At 43.1% G+C, this 16515-nt stretch carries 12 protein-coding genes; 4 read left to right on the forward strand and 8 right to left on the reverse strand.

Going from position 1 to position 16515, the window contains the following annotated elements; genetic code table 11:
• The 3 genes from HWQ58_RS14045 to HWQ58_RS14055 all read left to right on the forward strand — a co-directional run.
• Positions 1-1625, forward strand: a 1625-nt coding sequence (locus HWQ58_RS14045) for a COR domain-containing protein (RefSeq protein ID WP_292863257.1), incomplete at its 5' end; no start/stop codon positions are given.
• A gap of 194 nt (positions 1626-1819) precedes the next feature.
• Complete coding sequence (locus tag HWQ58_RS14050) at positions 1820-1975, forward strand: hypothetical protein (protein ID WP_292863260.1); 156 nt, start codon at positions 1820-1822, stop codon at positions 1973-1975.
• A gap of 289 nt (positions 1976-2264) precedes the next feature.
• Positions 2265-4109, forward strand: a complete 1845-nt coding sequence (locus tag HWQ58_RS14055; RefSeq protein WP_292863263.1) for a leucine-rich repeat domain-containing protein — start codon at positions 2265-2267, stop codon at positions 4107-4109.
• A gap of 87 nt (positions 4110-4196) precedes the next feature.
• Here HWQ58_RS14055 and HWQ58_RS14060 read toward each other — a convergent pair whose 3' ends face one another.
• From HWQ58_RS14060 to HWQ58_RS14080, 5 genes are all read right to left on the reverse strand, one after another.
• A complete protein-coding gene (locus HWQ58_RS14060; RefSeq protein ID WP_292863266.1) occupies positions 4197-4940 on the reverse strand; it encodes a toll/interleukin-1 receptor domain-containing protein in 744 nt (247 codons plus the stop codon).
• Positions 4941-5201: 261 nt separating this feature from the next.
• A complete protein-coding gene (locus HWQ58_RS14065) occupies positions 5202-6920 on the reverse strand; it encodes an NAD+ synthase (RefSeq protein ID WP_292863278.1) in 1719 nt (572 codons plus the stop codon).
• 248 nt (positions 6921-7168) lie between these two features.
• Positions 7169-7915, reverse strand: a complete 747-nt coding sequence (locus tag HWQ58_RS14070) for an NUDIX domain-containing protein (RefSeq protein ID WP_012411955.1) — start codon at positions 7913-7915, stop codon at positions 7169-7171.
• Positions 7876-8475 (reverse strand): nicotinate-nucleotide adenylyltransferase, encoded by a 600-nt coding sequence (locus tag HWQ58_RS14075; RefSeq protein ID WP_292863280.1) that lies wholly within the window; start codon positions 8473-8475, stop codon positions 7876-7878. Before HWQ58_RS14075 ends, HWQ58_RS14070 begins: the two co-directional genes overlap by 40 nt.
• Before the next feature lie 4 nt (positions 8476-8479).
• Positions 8480-9913: a nicotinate phosphoribosyltransferase gene (locus HWQ58_RS14080; protein WP_292863268.1), complete on the reverse strand. Its 1434-nt coding sequence runs from the start codon at positions 9911-9913 to the stop codon at positions 8480-8482.
• Positions 9914-10366: 453 nt separating this feature from the next.
• Between HWQ58_RS14080 and HWQ58_RS14085 the strand changes: the two genes are divergently transcribed.
• Complete coding sequence (locus HWQ58_RS14085; RefSeq protein WP_292863270.1) at positions 10367-10534, forward strand: nicotinate phosphoribosyltransferase; 168 nt, start codon at positions 10367-10369, stop codon at positions 10532-10534.
• A 110-nt stretch (positions 10535-10644) separates the two neighbouring features.
• On the opposite strand, the gene HWQ58_RS14090 is transcribed toward HWQ58_RS14085, so the two are convergent.
• From HWQ58_RS14090 to treY, 3 genes are all read right to left on the reverse strand, one after another.
• The gene (locus HWQ58_RS14090; RefSeq protein WP_292863272.1) at positions 10645-11286 is read right to left on the reverse strand and encodes a DUF938 domain-containing protein; all 642 of its coding nucleotides are present in this window, start codon (positions 11284-11286) and stop codon (positions 10645-10647) included.
• A gap of 114 nt (positions 11287-11400) precedes the next feature.
• Entirely contained in the window at positions 11401-12942 is a 1542-nt protein-coding gene (locus tag HWQ58_RS14095) for a trehalase family glycosidase (protein WP_292863274.1), read from the reverse strand.
• A gap of 325 nt (positions 12943-13267) precedes the next feature.
• Complete coding sequence (treY, locus tag HWQ58_RS14100) at positions 13268-16060, reverse strand: malto-oligosyltrehalose synthase (RefSeq protein ID WP_292863276.1); 2793 nt, start codon at positions 16058-16060, stop codon at positions 13268-13270.
• Between the last annotated feature and the right edge of the window lie 455 nt (positions 16061-16515).

Here is a 16515-nt window from a genome sequence, read left to right on the forward strand (position 1 = left end):
TGTACTTTTTATTTACCTTTTATGGGTTTGTTCGGTTAGGTGCAAGATGTGAGTTAGAGAACAATTCTCGAAATTACATCAGCGTTGAAGAATACTTTACCCTTTGCCGAGTCAATAATTTAACTGACAAGAAAGACATGCTGCGCTTGAGCAGCTATCTCCACGACCTTGGCGTTTGCCTGCACTTTCAAGACGATTCTACACTCAAACATTACGTCATCCTCAAACCGGAATGGGGGACAACTGCCGTCTACAAAGTTTTGGATAATCAGACTGTCAAGCAAGAGCTAGGTTGTTTTACCAAAGAAAACCTCAAAGATATTTGGCAAGACGGCAAATATGCAGATATGCGAGATGAACTCCTGCAATTAATGATGCGGTTCAAGCTTTGCTACGAAATTCCTGGTCGCCGTGACATTTATATTGCGCCGCAATTGCTTTCCATTGAAAAAGCTGATTATACCTGGGACGATCGCAACAACCTAATCCTGCGCTACACCTATACATTTATGCCCAAAGGCATCCTCACCCGCTTTATTGTCGAGACGCACCCTTGGATTGAACAGCAAAAACTCGTTTGGAGAAACGGTGTTGTTCTCAACAAAGACCAAACTCGTGCTGAAATCATTGAAAACTACAATCAACGGGAAATTAAAATCCGTGTAGCCGGAAACCGCAAAAAAGAATTGATGGCTGTCATCACCCACGAACTCGAAAAAATCCACAACTCTTATGAACGTTTGCAATATCAAACCCTAGTTCCTTGTAATTGCGAACAATGTGAAGGAAGTCAGACTCCTTATACTTATCCTTTGGAGGAACTCTACAAGCGCTTGAACGCTGGTTATTATCAGAGACAGTGTGAGAAAAGCTATCAAACGGTAGATGTCCGCAGGTTAATTGATGATGTCATGTTCCAACCCGATAGACCAGATAAGGAACTCAACCCCCAGATTGCACAGTTGCAAAACGAACTGGAACGAAAGCGAGATGAATCATTGACACATCGCCCAGGAGATAGCAATCAAGAAGAAAAACCCTTCATGAATAGTCAATCTGCAATGGAATTCGAGAAGGAAATTTTCATCTCTTATGCTTGGGATGGAGAAAGTGAGCAATTTGTCAATCAAGTGGATGAGACTTTTCAGGCAAAAGGAATCAAAATCATCAGGGATAAACGCGATTTGGGTTACAAAGGACTAATTAAAGCCTTTATGAAACGGATTGGACGCGGTAAATGTGCGATCGCAGTTATTAGTGACAAGTATTTAAAATCCCCCAATTGCATGTTTGAGCTAGTGCAAATTGCTAAAAATGGTGAATTTTATAATCGGATTTTCCCGATTGTGTTAGCCGATGCCCAAATTTATAAACCTGTTGCAAGACTTAAATATATTAAGTATTGGGAAGACGAAATTAAAGAATTAGACGAAGAAATGAAAAAAGTTGGTGCAGCTAACTTGCAGGGATTTCGTGAAGAAATTGACCAATACACCGAAATTCGCAACACGATCGCGGAACTCACCAACCTGCTAAAAGATATGAACACGCTCACCCCTGATATTCACAGCGAATCAGACTTTGAGTCATTGCTGAATGCGATCGCACAGCGTTTAGATGAGTAAAAATAACCTATTGATTAAGCTCAGAGGTTGAGCAATGTCTCCAACAAGCTAGACTTACGCCCTTTTAACTAGACAATTTGTGTTCTGAAGTGCAAGCTTTAAGTTCAGAAGTAGAATGATAAGGATAAAAGGCGCAACTTCGAGGATAAAAGGCGCAACTTTGAGGATAAAAGGCGCAACTTTGAGGATAAAAGGTGCAACTTCGAGGTTTAAAGGTCAAGCGATCGCCCTTTTTACTCGACAATTCATGTTCAGAGGTGAAACGATCGCCCTTTTTACTCGACAATTCATGTTCAGAGGTAAAACGATCGCCCTTTTTACTCGACAGTTCATGTTCAGAGGTGAAATGATCGCCCTTTTTACTCGACAATTCGTGTTAAAAGGTGCAAGCTTTGAGTTCAGAGGTGAAATGACCAGGTTTTGAGGTGGAGTTTAAAGAAGCACAGGGGGGTAATGTCTACGATGGTCACTGAGCTTCTCGCCCTGAGCGACACCGAAGGGTGTCGAAGTGCAGGCTACTCTAACGTACATCGCCTTAATGCAATCCTTGATACAGGCTACATTATTAATTAGCTCAATTTCTCTGCTGCGCGTCCAAGCAGCAACTCATCGTCAGGCATCGCCTTTGTAAAATCCCAAATGACTAACGAAGAACTGCTGCAAATTATTGAACAAGCTGCTAAAGACAAGGTGACAGAATTAGACCTTTCTGCAAAAGGCTTAACAACACTACCAGCGGAAATTGGACGACTTACCAACCTGCGATCGCTCGACCTCAGCAGAAATCAACTGAGCAGTCTGCCATCAGAATTTGGACAACTCACCAACCTTAAGCAGCTTTATCTTAACTCCAATCAACTCACAGCTTTGCCACCAAACATTAGTCAACTCATTAACTTGAGTGTACTTGATACCACCAGCAATCAACTAGAAACTTTACCAGCAGATATTGGTCAGCTCACCAGCCTTGAACAGCTTTACCTTAACTCTAATCAAATCACAGCTTTGCCAGCAGAAATTGGACGACTCACCAACTTGAGTGTGCTTGATATCACCAGCAATCAACTAGAAACTTTGCCAGCCGAGATTGGTCAGCTCACCAGCCTTGACCAACTTTACCTTAATTCCAATCAACTCAGTGCTTTACCAACAGAGATTGGTCAACTTATTTACCTCAGGGAGCTTTGCCTCAATTCTAATCAACTAAAAACTTTACCAACACAGATTGGTCTACTCACCGATCTCAACGAACTGTACCTCAAAGACAATAAACTCAAGCGTTTGCCGACAGAGATTGGACAACTCATCAATCTCAACAAGCTTGACCTTAGCGGCAATCAACTAAGCATCCTGCCATCACAGATTGACAAACTTACCTATCTTAACGAGCTTTACCTTAGCCACAATCAACTCAGGAGTCTGCCACCACAGATTGACAAACTCATCAGCCTCAGTGAGCTTCACCTGCACTCCAATAAGCTCATGACACTGCCAGCAGAGATTGGTAAACTCACCAACCTCACTGTGCTTTCGCTCAACTCTAATGAATTGAGGACTTTGCCAACAGAGATTGGTCAACTCATTCACTTGAACGTGTTGAACTTAAACCTAAATCAATTGACCGTGCTGCCAGAGGATATTGGTAAACTCATCAATCTCGATCTGCTTTTCCTTACCAAAAATCAACTAAAGACATTGCCAGGAGAGATTGGTAAACTCATCAACCTCAGTGAGCTTTATCTCAGCACAAATAAATTAAGAACACTACCAAAAGAGATTGGCAAACTCGTCTATCTTGAAACAATGGATCTTGAAAATAATCAACTAATCAGTCTGCCGTCAGAAGTGTGTCTACTATTTAGACTTAAAAAACTAAATTTACGTGGCAATACTGAATTGCAGATTCCGGATGAAATTTTAGCTAATAAAGGTGAGATTTTTAATTACTATTTCCCTGTTGCAGACAGTTTAGATAATGTTTTACCAACGCCACAAAATCGGCAATTACTTATGTCTAAAACAGTAACCAGAAATCAAGTTTTCATCAGCTATAGTCATCATGATCAGCAGTGGCTTACTGAACTCCAAAAACACCTCAAACCAATTATTCGCAAGCAAGAAAAATTGGAACAAAATTTTGTTGTGTGGGACGATACCAAGATTCTACCTGGTGCTAAGTGGCAGAAAGAAATTGAAAATGCTTTAGCAGCAGCAAAAGTAGCAGTATTGTTGGTTAGCCCTGACTTTCTAGCGTCAGACTTTATTGCCGAGAATGAGTTACCCCCATTATTAAATGCTGCTGAAGCCGAAGGACTGACGATTATTTGGATACCATTGAGGTTTAGCAGCTATGAAGATACAGAAATTAAAAAGTATCAATCAGCGCACCCTCCCAAAAAACCTTTAAACAGCCTGAGCCAAGCACAACAAGATAAAGCTTGGGTGGATATCTGTAATAATATTAAAACAGCAGTCCTTCAGTAAAAGATAAAGAAGGTAGATATTTCACGGTTACTCGCTAGTTTCAATTTCATTGTGATATGGCAAGACGCTGGCTAGTTTAAAAGACAACTACAAAAGCTTTTGCTCGATTTCTTCAAGGTGCCGATCTAATCTATTTTGTACTGTTTGGGCTTCCTGAATTTGCACTTCTAGTTTCAGCTTTGTAGATACATCGGTTTCAATGACGTAAGCTTGGCGCAGCCGACCTAATTTTGTGCTAGCCAGGTCATACTGTTGTTGCAGTGAATCCCGTTCTTGCTCTAATCGGCGACGCTGGCGTTCAGTTAAACCCCCACTCGTTGTAGGAGGGTTAGAAGTCGCAAGTATAGTAGTTCCAGAAGCAGTTGCCGAGGAGGTTTTTGATTTAGCAATATCTTCAACTACTCTGCGAATCCCTTGAGCGACATTTAAAAAAGCCTCATCTTGGTCTGGCCAGGTTGTCACAGGTTTAGCATTTTTAGGGAGTGCTTGTAGTTTACCAAAAGGCGCACCATTCCAATCTGTTGGCTTAAGAATAACCGGAATTACACGAGCTTCTCGCGTTTCGTGTCGCTCCATTGCTCGTGTCATTTCTTTGTCATAACAGTAATCTGAAGCCAAAAAGTTAGCACTCACCAGCAGCAGAATGATATCTGCAACTTCAAGATTATCATCGATCGCATTTGCCCATTCACTACCAGCACTGATTTCGCGGTCATGCCAAGCTTCAATAACTCCTTGACGTTTCATCATGCTAAGATGAGTTGCCAGTTCGTCTCGCAACACTTCATCTTTGTGGGAATAGGAAAAAAATACTTTAACCGCATTAGACATATTCTTAAATCTACTTGACTGAATAGCTGTATAGGAGTATATCAAGTTAATTTTCCCAGAATAAAAGCCCAAACGGAGAATATTTATTTAATGTGAGTTCGACGGGTTATATAGTGTCAGTCTAATCACCCTAATAAAAAAGATTTTACTACGCAAAATCTGTCCCTCTTTGCGTCGGAGAAGGACAGACTTTAATAAAAGTTCAAGGTAGGAACAGGTTTGATAACTAATTACTTGATTTGCCGATGAGCATTTTGTCCATCACAACAAACTAAGATTAGGTGTAGCTGTGGTTTTAGTCTGATAAGCATTTTTGACACCAACCCAGTTACTAGCAATTGGCATTCGCCAACCGGTTCCAAAGGCGCGATCGGTGATTTTTAAACCGGGGGGTGCTTGTCGCCGTTTAAATTCAGCCCGCGCCACCATTTGGATTACTCTATCTACAATCACTGCATCGTGACCGGCTGCAACAATTTGCGCTGCTGATTGGTGATTGTGAATCAGGCGTTGCAAAATATCGTCCAAAATTTCGTAAGGCGGTAGAGAGTCTTGATCCACTTGACCTGGTTTGAGTTCGGCGCTGGGTGGTTTAGTCAAGACATTTTGCGGGATGATTTCATTATTGCGATTTAACCAATGGCAAAGTGAATACACACGGGTTTTAGGTACATCTGCAATCACTGCTAACCCGCCATTCATATCCCCGTAGAGTGTACAGTAACCAACTGCCATTTCTGACTTGTTACCAGTAGATAAAAGCAGATAGCCAAATTTATTAGCGATCGCCATCAATAAATTACCGCGAATGCGAGATTGGATATTCTCTTCAGCCAATCCAAACTCCGTACCTGCAAACAAATCATCTAAAGTATGATCAAAACCTTGCATTAACTCGCCAATTGGTAAAAGATGAGTCTTAATCCCCAAATTTTCGGCTAATGCCACAGCATCACTGATGGAATGCTCCGAACTGTAAGGAGAAGGCATGAGAACACCGAGGACATTTTCTTTACCGAGTGCAGCCGTGGCGATCGCAGCTACTATTGCAGAGTCAATCCCGCCACTTAAACCCAAAACTACTTTAGAAAAGCGACACTTACGAGCGTAATCTCGCACTCCCAAAACCAACGCTTGCCAAATTTCTTCATCTTCCGATTCATACATCGGTTCTACAGAACCCAACTGCAAATCACGTTGCACCTCGTGAAATTCTACTACTAATAAATCGGTGTCAAAACCACGGGCACGAGATATAATTTCACCTTGACGATTTAAGGCAAAACTACGCCCATCAAAAATTAGGTCATCATTTCCCCCAACCTGATTAGCGTAAATCATCGGTTGTTGAAAACGTACTGCACTATGCCTGAGCATGATTTCGCGAAACTGCTGCTTACCAGCCGTGTACGGCGAAGCAGACAAATTTACAGTCAAATCTACACCCAAAATTGCTAAGTCAGCAATCGGATTCACTGTATAACTACGTTTGCCCCAAAATTCCTCATCGTTCCATAAATCTTCGCAAATAGTTACGCCAATATGGATATTATCGAGAGTGAAATAATTAGCTTGCAAACCTTCTTCAAAATAGCGACGTTCGTCAAATACATCGTAAGTAGGCAAAAGTCGCTTGTGAAAAACTTGCTTAACCTTGCCATTTTCTAACAAAGCAATACTGTTAAATAAAGTTTTACCGCCACTAATATGTGCTTTGATATTCGGTTCAACAGTTCCTACCAACACAGCTAAATTTGGCGGTAAATCCTGAGCCAAGTTTTGTAAAGTGATGCCCATCGCTTCCACAAAACTAGGATTTAGTAATAAATCTCTTGGTGGATAGCCACACAAAGAAAGTTCTGGTGTCAACAACAAACGTGCACCGCTAGATGCTCCTTGCTGTGCCGCCTCCAGGATTTTTTTGGCATTTAAAAGCAAGTCACCAATAGTAGGATTAATTTGAGCGATCGCAATTTTCATTTTGTTTGTCATTTGTCATTTGTCATTTGTCATTTGTCATTTGTCATTGGGCATGGGGCAAAACAGTTCCTCTTTTCGGAGTTCCCAATCCTGAGTAAAGAAGCGAGATTTCCAACTCAGCACGGGCTAAACCTTAGCTTTCCACTAACATGACTGGGCACTCTTGAGGGGCATTGGTTATTAATTCTTGTCCCTCACTCCCTCACTCCCTCATCTTCCTCATCTCCTTTGTCCCACGTAGCGGTTCATTAAATAAACACTAAAGGTTTATCTTTTAAAGGAGCAAAAGCTTCGGCGTCAAATTTATACAAACTAGCCGGACGGCCAGCACCCCGTGATACCTTAATTCCGGTATCGCATAAAAAACCTAACTTGAGTAGACGCGCCCGAAAATTAGAATAATCGGAAAAGTTATCACCTAAAACTGTGGCGTATAACTGATATAAATCATTCAAGGTGAACATTTCCGGCAAGACTTCAAAAGCCACCGGACTATACTCTAATTTATTTCGTAACCGCCTATGGCCATAGGCCAGAATTTCGTTATGGTCAAAAGCTAATTGCGGCACTTGTTTTACCGGATACCAAGCGATGCCAGTCATGCGATCGGCAATCAATTCGGCTTCTTCAAATCGCACTAGGGCAAAGTAACTAACTGATAAATAACGCACACCATAACTATCAGTTGCTTCCCGTGGATCGCGATTCGGCCCGCCAAATGTATACAGTTGTTCTAAATAGAGATTGTTGACCTTAATTTTCTCTGCCATAATGCGATAGGCGGCATCTTCTAAAGACTCTCCTGGACGTACCAAAGTACCAGGAAGACTCCAATGATTTAAAAATGGTTCTTGCTGTCGCATTACTAGTAGAACTAACAGCCGATTTTGTACAGTATCTACAGAAAAAATTACATTATCAACACCAACCTTGAAATCGGCCAAAGGTTGTTGATTTAACGGAGTTGGTATCTTTTTTTGTGAACGTCCTGGCATTCGTACAAATGCTCTTGATTAATATAGGCAACTACAGGGGCTGTGAGGGCTTGGGGATCTCCATGTTCGCGGTACGCTGTTGAGGAAACATCTAGACCGGTCAGACTAGCGATCGCAATCTTCCCTCCCAGCTTTTGCACTACCTCTGAACTAGACTCATCTATTGCATATCCCGGTCGCGGTACAATCAGTAGTTGCACTTCCTGTAACAAATCTTCAATGCGATACCAACGTGGTAGCTGACTCAGTAAATCTGAACCAACGATCAACGTCAATTCAGTCTCTTCACCCCAAGTAAATTTGGCTTTTTCCACTGTTTCCAGTGTTCTGAAGCTACTCAATTCTTGTTCCAAAGCAATATTGTGCCGTGGCGCGTCTATATCAGCAATCAACAGTCGCAACATTGCCGCCCGATGCTCTAAGGGTGTTTGATGGGACTTAAATGGATTATCTGCTGCCCAAACCGCTACCCAATCATAACGCTCAGACAACCAACTCAGAATTTTTTCATGTCCAGCAGTTGGTGGATCAGCACTAGTACCAAACAAAGCAATTCTCATCATCTTACTTTGCGTCCTTTACGTCCTTGGCGGTAGCCTGCGGCTTGCCGCTGGCGCGTCTACGTTTCTTAGTCTCCTCTGTCAACTCTTGCAGTGCGGCAGAAATTTCCACTTGCACCGCGACAGGACGATCCAAACGCCGTGTCTGTTCTGGCAAACTGGCAACTGAGGCGGCGGTACGCTGACGAATTGTTGCCAACGACTCTAACGGCTGCACCCGTTCACCTTCTTGCACTACCAATTGCAACAAAGGTTCTTCTTCTTGAGGAATTTCACCTAAAAGTCCCAACCTGTCTGCTTTTACCTTATCTCCTGTAAACGAGCGAAAAATCTGCTTGCGCCCTGGATAAGTAACTTTACTACTCGATTGCTTCATGACTGGGATGCCATCAATGTCTACAAGTTTATAAACTCCATTTACGGGCGAACCTGTAACTAGTCGTGTTCCCAGCCCGTAACCATCAATCTCAGCCCCAGCAGCTTTTAATCTGGCAATTTCCCACTCGTCTATGTCGCCACTAGCAAAAATTGGCACACCAGGAAGGAGCGATCGCACCTGTTTTGATAAGGTAACTAAATCTCCTGAGTCCAATCTCACTCCTGTTAATTGCATTTCCCCGGAATTTACTTTTTCGGCCAAGCGTTGGGCAGCAGCAACGGTATCGTAAGTATCAATCAGCAATGGCGCACCCGGAAAATATCGATGAAATGCACTAAAAGCTTGTTCTTCAGTGCCTTCTATTGCTGACAATGCCATCACCAAGGCGTGTGCCATCGTACCACTTGGCTTTTGTCCCAGTTGTAGCGCTGCTAACACATTGGAAGTAGAATCTAACCCACCCGCTAAGGCTGCCCGCGCTGCCCACAAAGACCCTTGGGGGCTAAATGCACGTCTGGTGCCAAATTCTAAAAGTGTTGCTGATTCCCCCGCTACATCCCGCAACCGTGCTGCTTTTGTGGCAATCAAAGTCTGGTAATTAATTGTATTTAGGAGATAAGTTTCCACTAGTTGCGCTTGCCAAAGGGGTGCTTCTACTCGCAATAGTGGTTGATTGGCAAACACAGCTGTCCCTTCTGGTACTGCCCAAACATCACCTGTAAACTTTCCCTCAGCTAAAAGCGACCAAAAGCGATCGCCTGCGTGAGCAAAAATTCCTGTTGCCTGTAATGCCGCAATTTGCGACGGACTAAAGCGGATTTTGGCTAAATATTCTAATGCCTGCGTCAGCCCCATTGCAATTAAATAACCAAAACCCTCTGGCAATCGTCTGACAGACAATTCAAAGCTTGCCCGTCGTTGTTCTATACCTTCGCCTGTGTAACAAGTTGCCATCGTCAACTGGTAAAGGTCGGTCAGCAAGCTGTAGTCATCGGCAGAAAGGTTCAGTTCCTGGTTCTGCTGTTTATGTACATAGTCCAAATCTGGCAAAGTTGTCATCCAAGAGCTTCCTTACAAGATGCTTCTTTTATTTATGGTAGTATTTACCATAAATAATGTCAACTATAGGCAAGTATATTTTCTGAGATTGCCGTATAACAGTAGATTCATCGGCTACTTAATACTAAATTTATAAAATACTTCATATTTTTTAATAGTAATAGCTAGCAATAATGTTAATCCGACAAGGCGGCTAATAAACGGAAACAATATCCTGTTAGAGAAAGTTTGTTTGCCAGCTTCTTTCCCAGACAGGGATTAGAGAAATAACTATGTTACAATTAGAATCGAAGAGAAAAGTTTGATTTTTTGACAAGCTAAAGTATTGCAAAGTTATCTGAATAAGCATTGCATATATTCTCAATATATTGAGAATAAGAACCAGCCTTGAATATTAGGATTACAGTATAGGTATCACTATTAAAGCGACTCGAAAATAAGGAGTCAAATATTATGGCTATTTCCAAAATCATTGCGAACATAACCCACTATATCTCTGAAGCAGCAATGCGGATTTTTGGCCCTACAGATGATGCTTATCCTGTTATTGGGATACAACCTTTTACAGGTGAGCCTTACGATAAGCGTACAGCCGATACTTTGAATCCAATAGAGACCTAGCCCCAACCCCTTCCCTACCAGGGAAGGGGAGCAAAAGTCAAAGCCTCTGACGCCACTTGCTTGATTTTTGCCAACATATATTAGTGGACTGGCTCTCTAGAAATTATTCACTATTTAGAACGTTCAAACACTACTGAAAGATTATTTGCTGGCATTTGGTAAGTCTGTTTCAAGGTAAGATTTTGGGTGCTAGCTACTCCTACAACATCATCTAAGTTACGTACACCCCACTCTGGGTTTTGGGCGCGTAAGGATTTGTCAAAAGCTGCATTACTCGCTGCTGTATGTTCTCCACCTTGTTTAAAAGGCCCATATAAATAGAGGATACCTCCTGCTGGTAAGATCCGACCTGCCCCTGCCATCAGTCCTAGACAGGCTGACCACGGTGAAATGTGAATCATATTGATGTTGACGATAGCGACAATTGGCTCCTTGTTAAGCCAATCAAATGCAGGATTTTCCACTGCCCAAACTGGTTCTCTGACATCAAGTTCTAGCGGTGGATAAATATTATCACAGCTAAAGTGTTCAGCCCAGGCAGTAATGCTGGCTCGTAATTGTGGATTTGCATCTGTTGGCAGCCACAGACAAGGACTTAGCTTGGGGGCAAAAAATATTGCATGTTCGCCAGTACCACTTGCTATTTCCAATATCGTGCCACTCTTTGGCAATACTTGTAAAAGTACTTCTATAATTGGTTCGCTATTGCGCTGGGTTGCTGGTGCGTATTGTCGTGCATCTTGTGGTGTCATCGGTATCGTTTTCCCTCCTGCCTTATCCCAACGACAAATTTTTACGCCGACCTGCTTAGAGTCAAGTGTAAAAAATTAAGATCAAGGCATGAGGAAAAACTCACGCCTTTTTATTTAAACTTTTTTTTCTGCGGCTGTTAGGAGTTCCAGAATCGCTCCATTTGTCCAGCCGAAACCAACTTCGTTAGAGCTATACCCAAAGCAGATTTCGTCGGAAACATTGGCAGAACAGCGCTCAACATCATATTTCTCAACTAGGGTATTGTGACGCTCGAATTCTTTAACTACCATAGCCAGGAACTTATTGGCAATGCGATCGCCTTCTGCATGATACCCATAGCGGTGAAGTCCCTGGACGGCAATTAACGTCAGTGGTGCCCAGCCAAAGGGGGCATCCCACTGGTTGCCGGTGACACGAGTACTGGTAAAAATTCCGCCTGGGGCTTCAAACAAAGAGAGATTTTTGACGACGCGTTTGGCTTGGGTTGGTGAAGCAATTCCCAGCCACAAGGGATAGAACGTGGTAGCAAATTCGTAGCGGCGGCGTTTTCCACTCTGGAAATGATAGTCGAAATATAATCCTTGTTCTTCATCCCAGAGAAATTGATCGATGCGATCGCGGCGGATATCTGCGCGATTGCTCCATTTTTGTTCCAATTGTTCGTACCCCAGAATATGCTTAATTTGCGCCATGTCTTGTTCAACCTGATACAGCAAACTGTTGAGGCACACAGGAGCGTAGTGGAGGATATCAGCACTGAAAGGGCCAAATCGGTTGGTGATATCAAAACCAGACTCGCGCATGGTGCGATCGCTTTTGTAAAATAGGTTGGTCAGTTGGTCAGTTTCCTGGTTGTAATAAAGACTAACGTCATAATCCTCAACTTCAAAAGTTTTATAGTACTCCTTGACGCGATCGTAGTGGCTTTTCCCCTGCTCATCCCGCTCGGAGAACACAACTTCTGGCGCGGGGCCTTCCCCAAAGGCATAAAATCTAGATAAGCCAGTTGCAGCATTCAAATGGGGCGGAACTACCCAGTAATAGTAAAACTGCTCTAGCAGCGGTACGATTGACCTTAACCACTCTTCATCCTGGGTGTGCTCGAATAATGCTAAAACCATCATGCTGAGGACAGGAGGCTGCGATCGCGACAGCATGTAAGTCCGGTTGGAATTGAGGATGATGCCGTAATTCTGCACCTGGTACAACAGTTGGTCTACTTGGCTTTGCGCTAGTTCTAATTCCCCATCGTGCAAAAGTCCCAGTAATATAAAGTAGCTGTCCCAGCCATACATTTCATTAAAACGACCACCTGGTACGACATAAGGCCCTGGTAGGTACAACAATCCGTGATCTTTAATCGCCTCTACTTCACTTGGCAAAGTGCGAATTTCCAGACATTGCATATCCTTGGGAGATAGCGATCGCTCCAACACACTTCTAATCTTGGGAGAATCTTCTAAGGGGGAAATGTAGACAATCCAACAAGTATCTTTTTTGTGCTCTAGTTTGGTATCCCTTGCAGATTGTAATAAGTGTTCGTGCGATCGCGTTAAGGTTTTCCACGTTTTTTTGATGTGGAGGCGCACGGCGTCAATCTGCGCGGTGGTAAGTGCTGGTGGAGTGTCCGTGTAAGCTGGAGTTGGAGTAGTCATAATTCATCTCAAAATTCAAAATGAGGGGCTGGGGAATAGAGACTAAGGACTAAAAACAGGGAGTAGCTCTATCAAGGTGAGTCTGGATGAGACTGCAACTCCTATTTCATTACTAGCTCAGAACTCGCAACTTCGAGATCGGTACTCGGAATTTTCAGAATTTTAAAGAACCAAGTGAACAAAATTCAATCTACATATCACCTTCATCCGGCTAAATGGAGAGCAGGGGAGCAGGAGAGCAGTAAGTAAGTCTTTCCCCTCTGCTCCTCGCCCCCCTGCCCCTCTGCTGCCCCTTTACTCCTCTGCCTCTTTTGCCCAATACCCCTTAATCACTGACTAACAACGCAACTGGAAAATGAGCGAGGGCTGCTGCGATAGATAGGGTTTCTGTAGCCTTTAAGGATTGCTGAGTTAGGACGTTTTTCCAGGAGTGAGAAGTTTCAAAAGGTAATTGCAGATGCGTATCTTGCCAAACTGACTCGCCCAAAGGATTCTCTCCAGGCTGGATGAGGCTAGTTAAAAAGCGTGGCGCGATCGCGATCGCTGTTTGATTCCCCTCCCGCCGCGCAAAGGCGATAATGTGATTGGCGTAGGTTCCCTGAACTTCTAGCGGCAGATAGTCGCCATCCTGGAATAATGAGACATAGTTTGTTCTAGCTTGGAGTAATTGAGCCGTTAAAAACAGTTTGATTCTGCCGTCTGTTTTGTCGTTTAGTAACTCCTGAATTAGTCCGAGAATGTCTGTTTTTGCCTGTTCGCGGATGGCGCTTAAGTAAGTACGTCGCTGTTCAAAATCCACGGGACGGCGATTGTCTGGATCGACTAGACTCAGTTCCCAAAGTTCCGTTCCTTGGTATAAATCGGGTACGCCGGGTGCGGTAATCTTCAGTAGAGTTTGGGAAAGGGAATTGAATATGCCATACTCTGCAATTCGCTGTTGAAAGGGACGAAAGGCTTTTAGAAATTCCCCGGAGATGGAAGGATCGAGTACTTTCTCAATAAAGGAAGTACAAGCTTCTTCATACTCGCTATCAGGTCGTAACCAGGCTGTATGCACCTTCGCTTCTCGTATTGCCTTTATTATATAGTCCTTTACCCGTTCCACGAAGGATGCATGTTCGTGTTCAGCAAAAGGAAACGCCCCCACTAGGGTTTGATAGAGAAAATACTCATCGTTGCGATCGGGTATAGCAAACCCGTGGCGATCGCTACGATGTCCTCGATTAATAGCACTCCAAGTATTTACCTGCTGATCCCACTCATCGGGGATTTCTGAGAGGACATTCAATCTGGCTCGGACATCTTCGCCGCGTTTGGTGTCGTGGGTGGCGGTGGTGTTCATTGTGTGGGGCCAGGTTGCTTGGTGCTGTTGGTTAAAGGCATGAAATTTGCTTACTGGAATCCCAAAATGACCGGGATTACCCCCAACTTCATTGAGCGACAGCAAGCGATTGTATACATATAATGTGGTGTCTTCTACGCCTTTGGCCATCAGCGGCCCACTGTATTGCTGCATTCGCAAGACAAAATAGATCCATTGTTCGCGTTCTGTTTGAGTTAGAGAATTATCAAACTCTAGCAGCATTAACTTTTCAATAAAGGTCAGTTCGTTCAGCAACAGGGGCGTTTGTTCTTTGGCTTGGCTAATTACTTCTTGAATGGTAGCGCGATCGCTATCTCCAATTCCATCAGGCGTAATATAGGTACGATAAATCGGAAACAGTGTCAAAACTTCAGCGATCGCTCTTTTCAAGCCATTCAGTGTAAAATCATTGCCATAGCGATATTTGCTGGAAATGTTCTTCAACAAAAGAGCCAGATTGTCAATATCACCGGCTAAATTCTTTTCTAGTATCAGGTGCTTTTTATCTTTTACTACCGATGAATAAGCTGCTCTTGAACCAATAAAGTTCTGGTAAATTTTATCGAAGGATGATTCATTTTCAGTTTGACAAAATACGCCATTTACATAGTTAAGAAAGTCATATCCCGATGTTCCTTCAATTTCCCAGTTTTCCGGCAAATCTTCGGTGAGTTCTAAAATCTTCTCGACCGTAATGTAAACATCTCCTGTTTTTTCTCGCAGCCTCTCGATATACTGGATTGGGTTATAAAGTCCATCAATATGATCGATCCGTAAACCGGTAAACTTGCCTTCTTCAACCAGCTTTTGAATAAAGCTGTGGGTATTATTAAAAACCCGTAGTTCTTCAACTTTAACGGAAATCAATTCGTTGACAGTAAAGAAACGGCGGTAGTTCATTTCCTCTGCCCCAACCTTCCAGAAGGCGAGACGGTAAAATTGGTCATTGAGTAAATCATCTAGGAGGTTAAAGCTTTCGGAATTACCCGGTTCTCCGTTGAAAGTTTGGATATTTTCGTCAATGAACTCGCGGATGGCATCATTTGTGGTGTAGAGTTCCCAAACCAATCCTTTAATAAATGCGATTTGGTCTTGTCGCTGTTTTCCCGCAACTTCTGAGGGCACATTTTTAAGAATGTAGAGAATCCCCAATAGCTTAATAAAATCGGGGTGATTGCGTCCCAGTGTGCGGGTGAGTTTACCTAAATTATAGATGATAACTTTTGTGTAAGATTCTAAGCGGAGTGGCAGTTTTAAGCTGTAATAGTTGACAGTTAAACCGTTTTGTTCATATTGCAGTTGAATGTGTCCGTTTTCCAGGGATACACCATAGAAATCTCCCAGTAGTGGCGCGAGAATACGCTCTTGGCGATCGCCAAAGGGTGCATTCCAAGAAAGGTCGAAGTAGTCGGTATAACTGGAATCTGGGCCGTGTTCCAATACGTCCATCAAGTAATCGTTTTCGCTGCTATAAGCCATGTGGTTGGGTACAATATCTTGTAACCAGCCCATACCAAGGGATTGAACTTCATCAACTAATGCATCAAAGGATTCATTAGTTCCCAGTTCTGGATTTAGTTGAGTGGCATCTACTATATCGTAGCCGTGTGTACTCCCGGATCTGGCTTTGAAAATGGGAGAGGCATATAAATCAGAAACGCCCAAATCTGCTAGATAAGCTGCGATCGCTTTAGCATTGTCAAAGCCAAACTGAGGTGTAAACTGAATTCGATAAGTGGCGGTAGGAATTCGCATGAGTTTGTTCTAATGAGAGATGGGGCGATACGGTTCGGTTAATATGTTTGTCTTTCAAAGATCCCCCCAACCCCCCGATAAATTGGGGGGCTTTTTCCGATTACCCCCTTAAAAAGGGGGTCGCCGCAGGCGGGGGGATCTTATCTGAAATTGTTTTGAGAGGTGAGGGAGTTTGAGCCTTATTGCTCGAACGTTAAGCCTTATTGCTCAAACGTTAAGCCTTTTTGCTCGAACGTTAAGCCTTTTTGCTCGAACGTTAAGCCTTATTACTCGAACGTTAAACCTTATTGCTCAAACGTTGAGGTTATCAGGGTGAAACTTTAAGTTCTATGGCCGTAGTCAGATATGTTAGGACAGTGTTGAACGCTCAAAGCCTTGACAAAACTGGGTTTTTACTCAGCACTCAGCACTCAGCACTCAGCACTCAACACTCAGCACTCAGCACTCAGCACTCA

The organism is Nostoc sp. LPT (assembly GCF_017115165.1).
In the GTDB taxonomy this organism is placed as follows: domain Bacteria; phylum Cyanobacteriota; class Cyanobacteriia; order Cyanobacteriales; family Nostocaceae; genus Nostoc.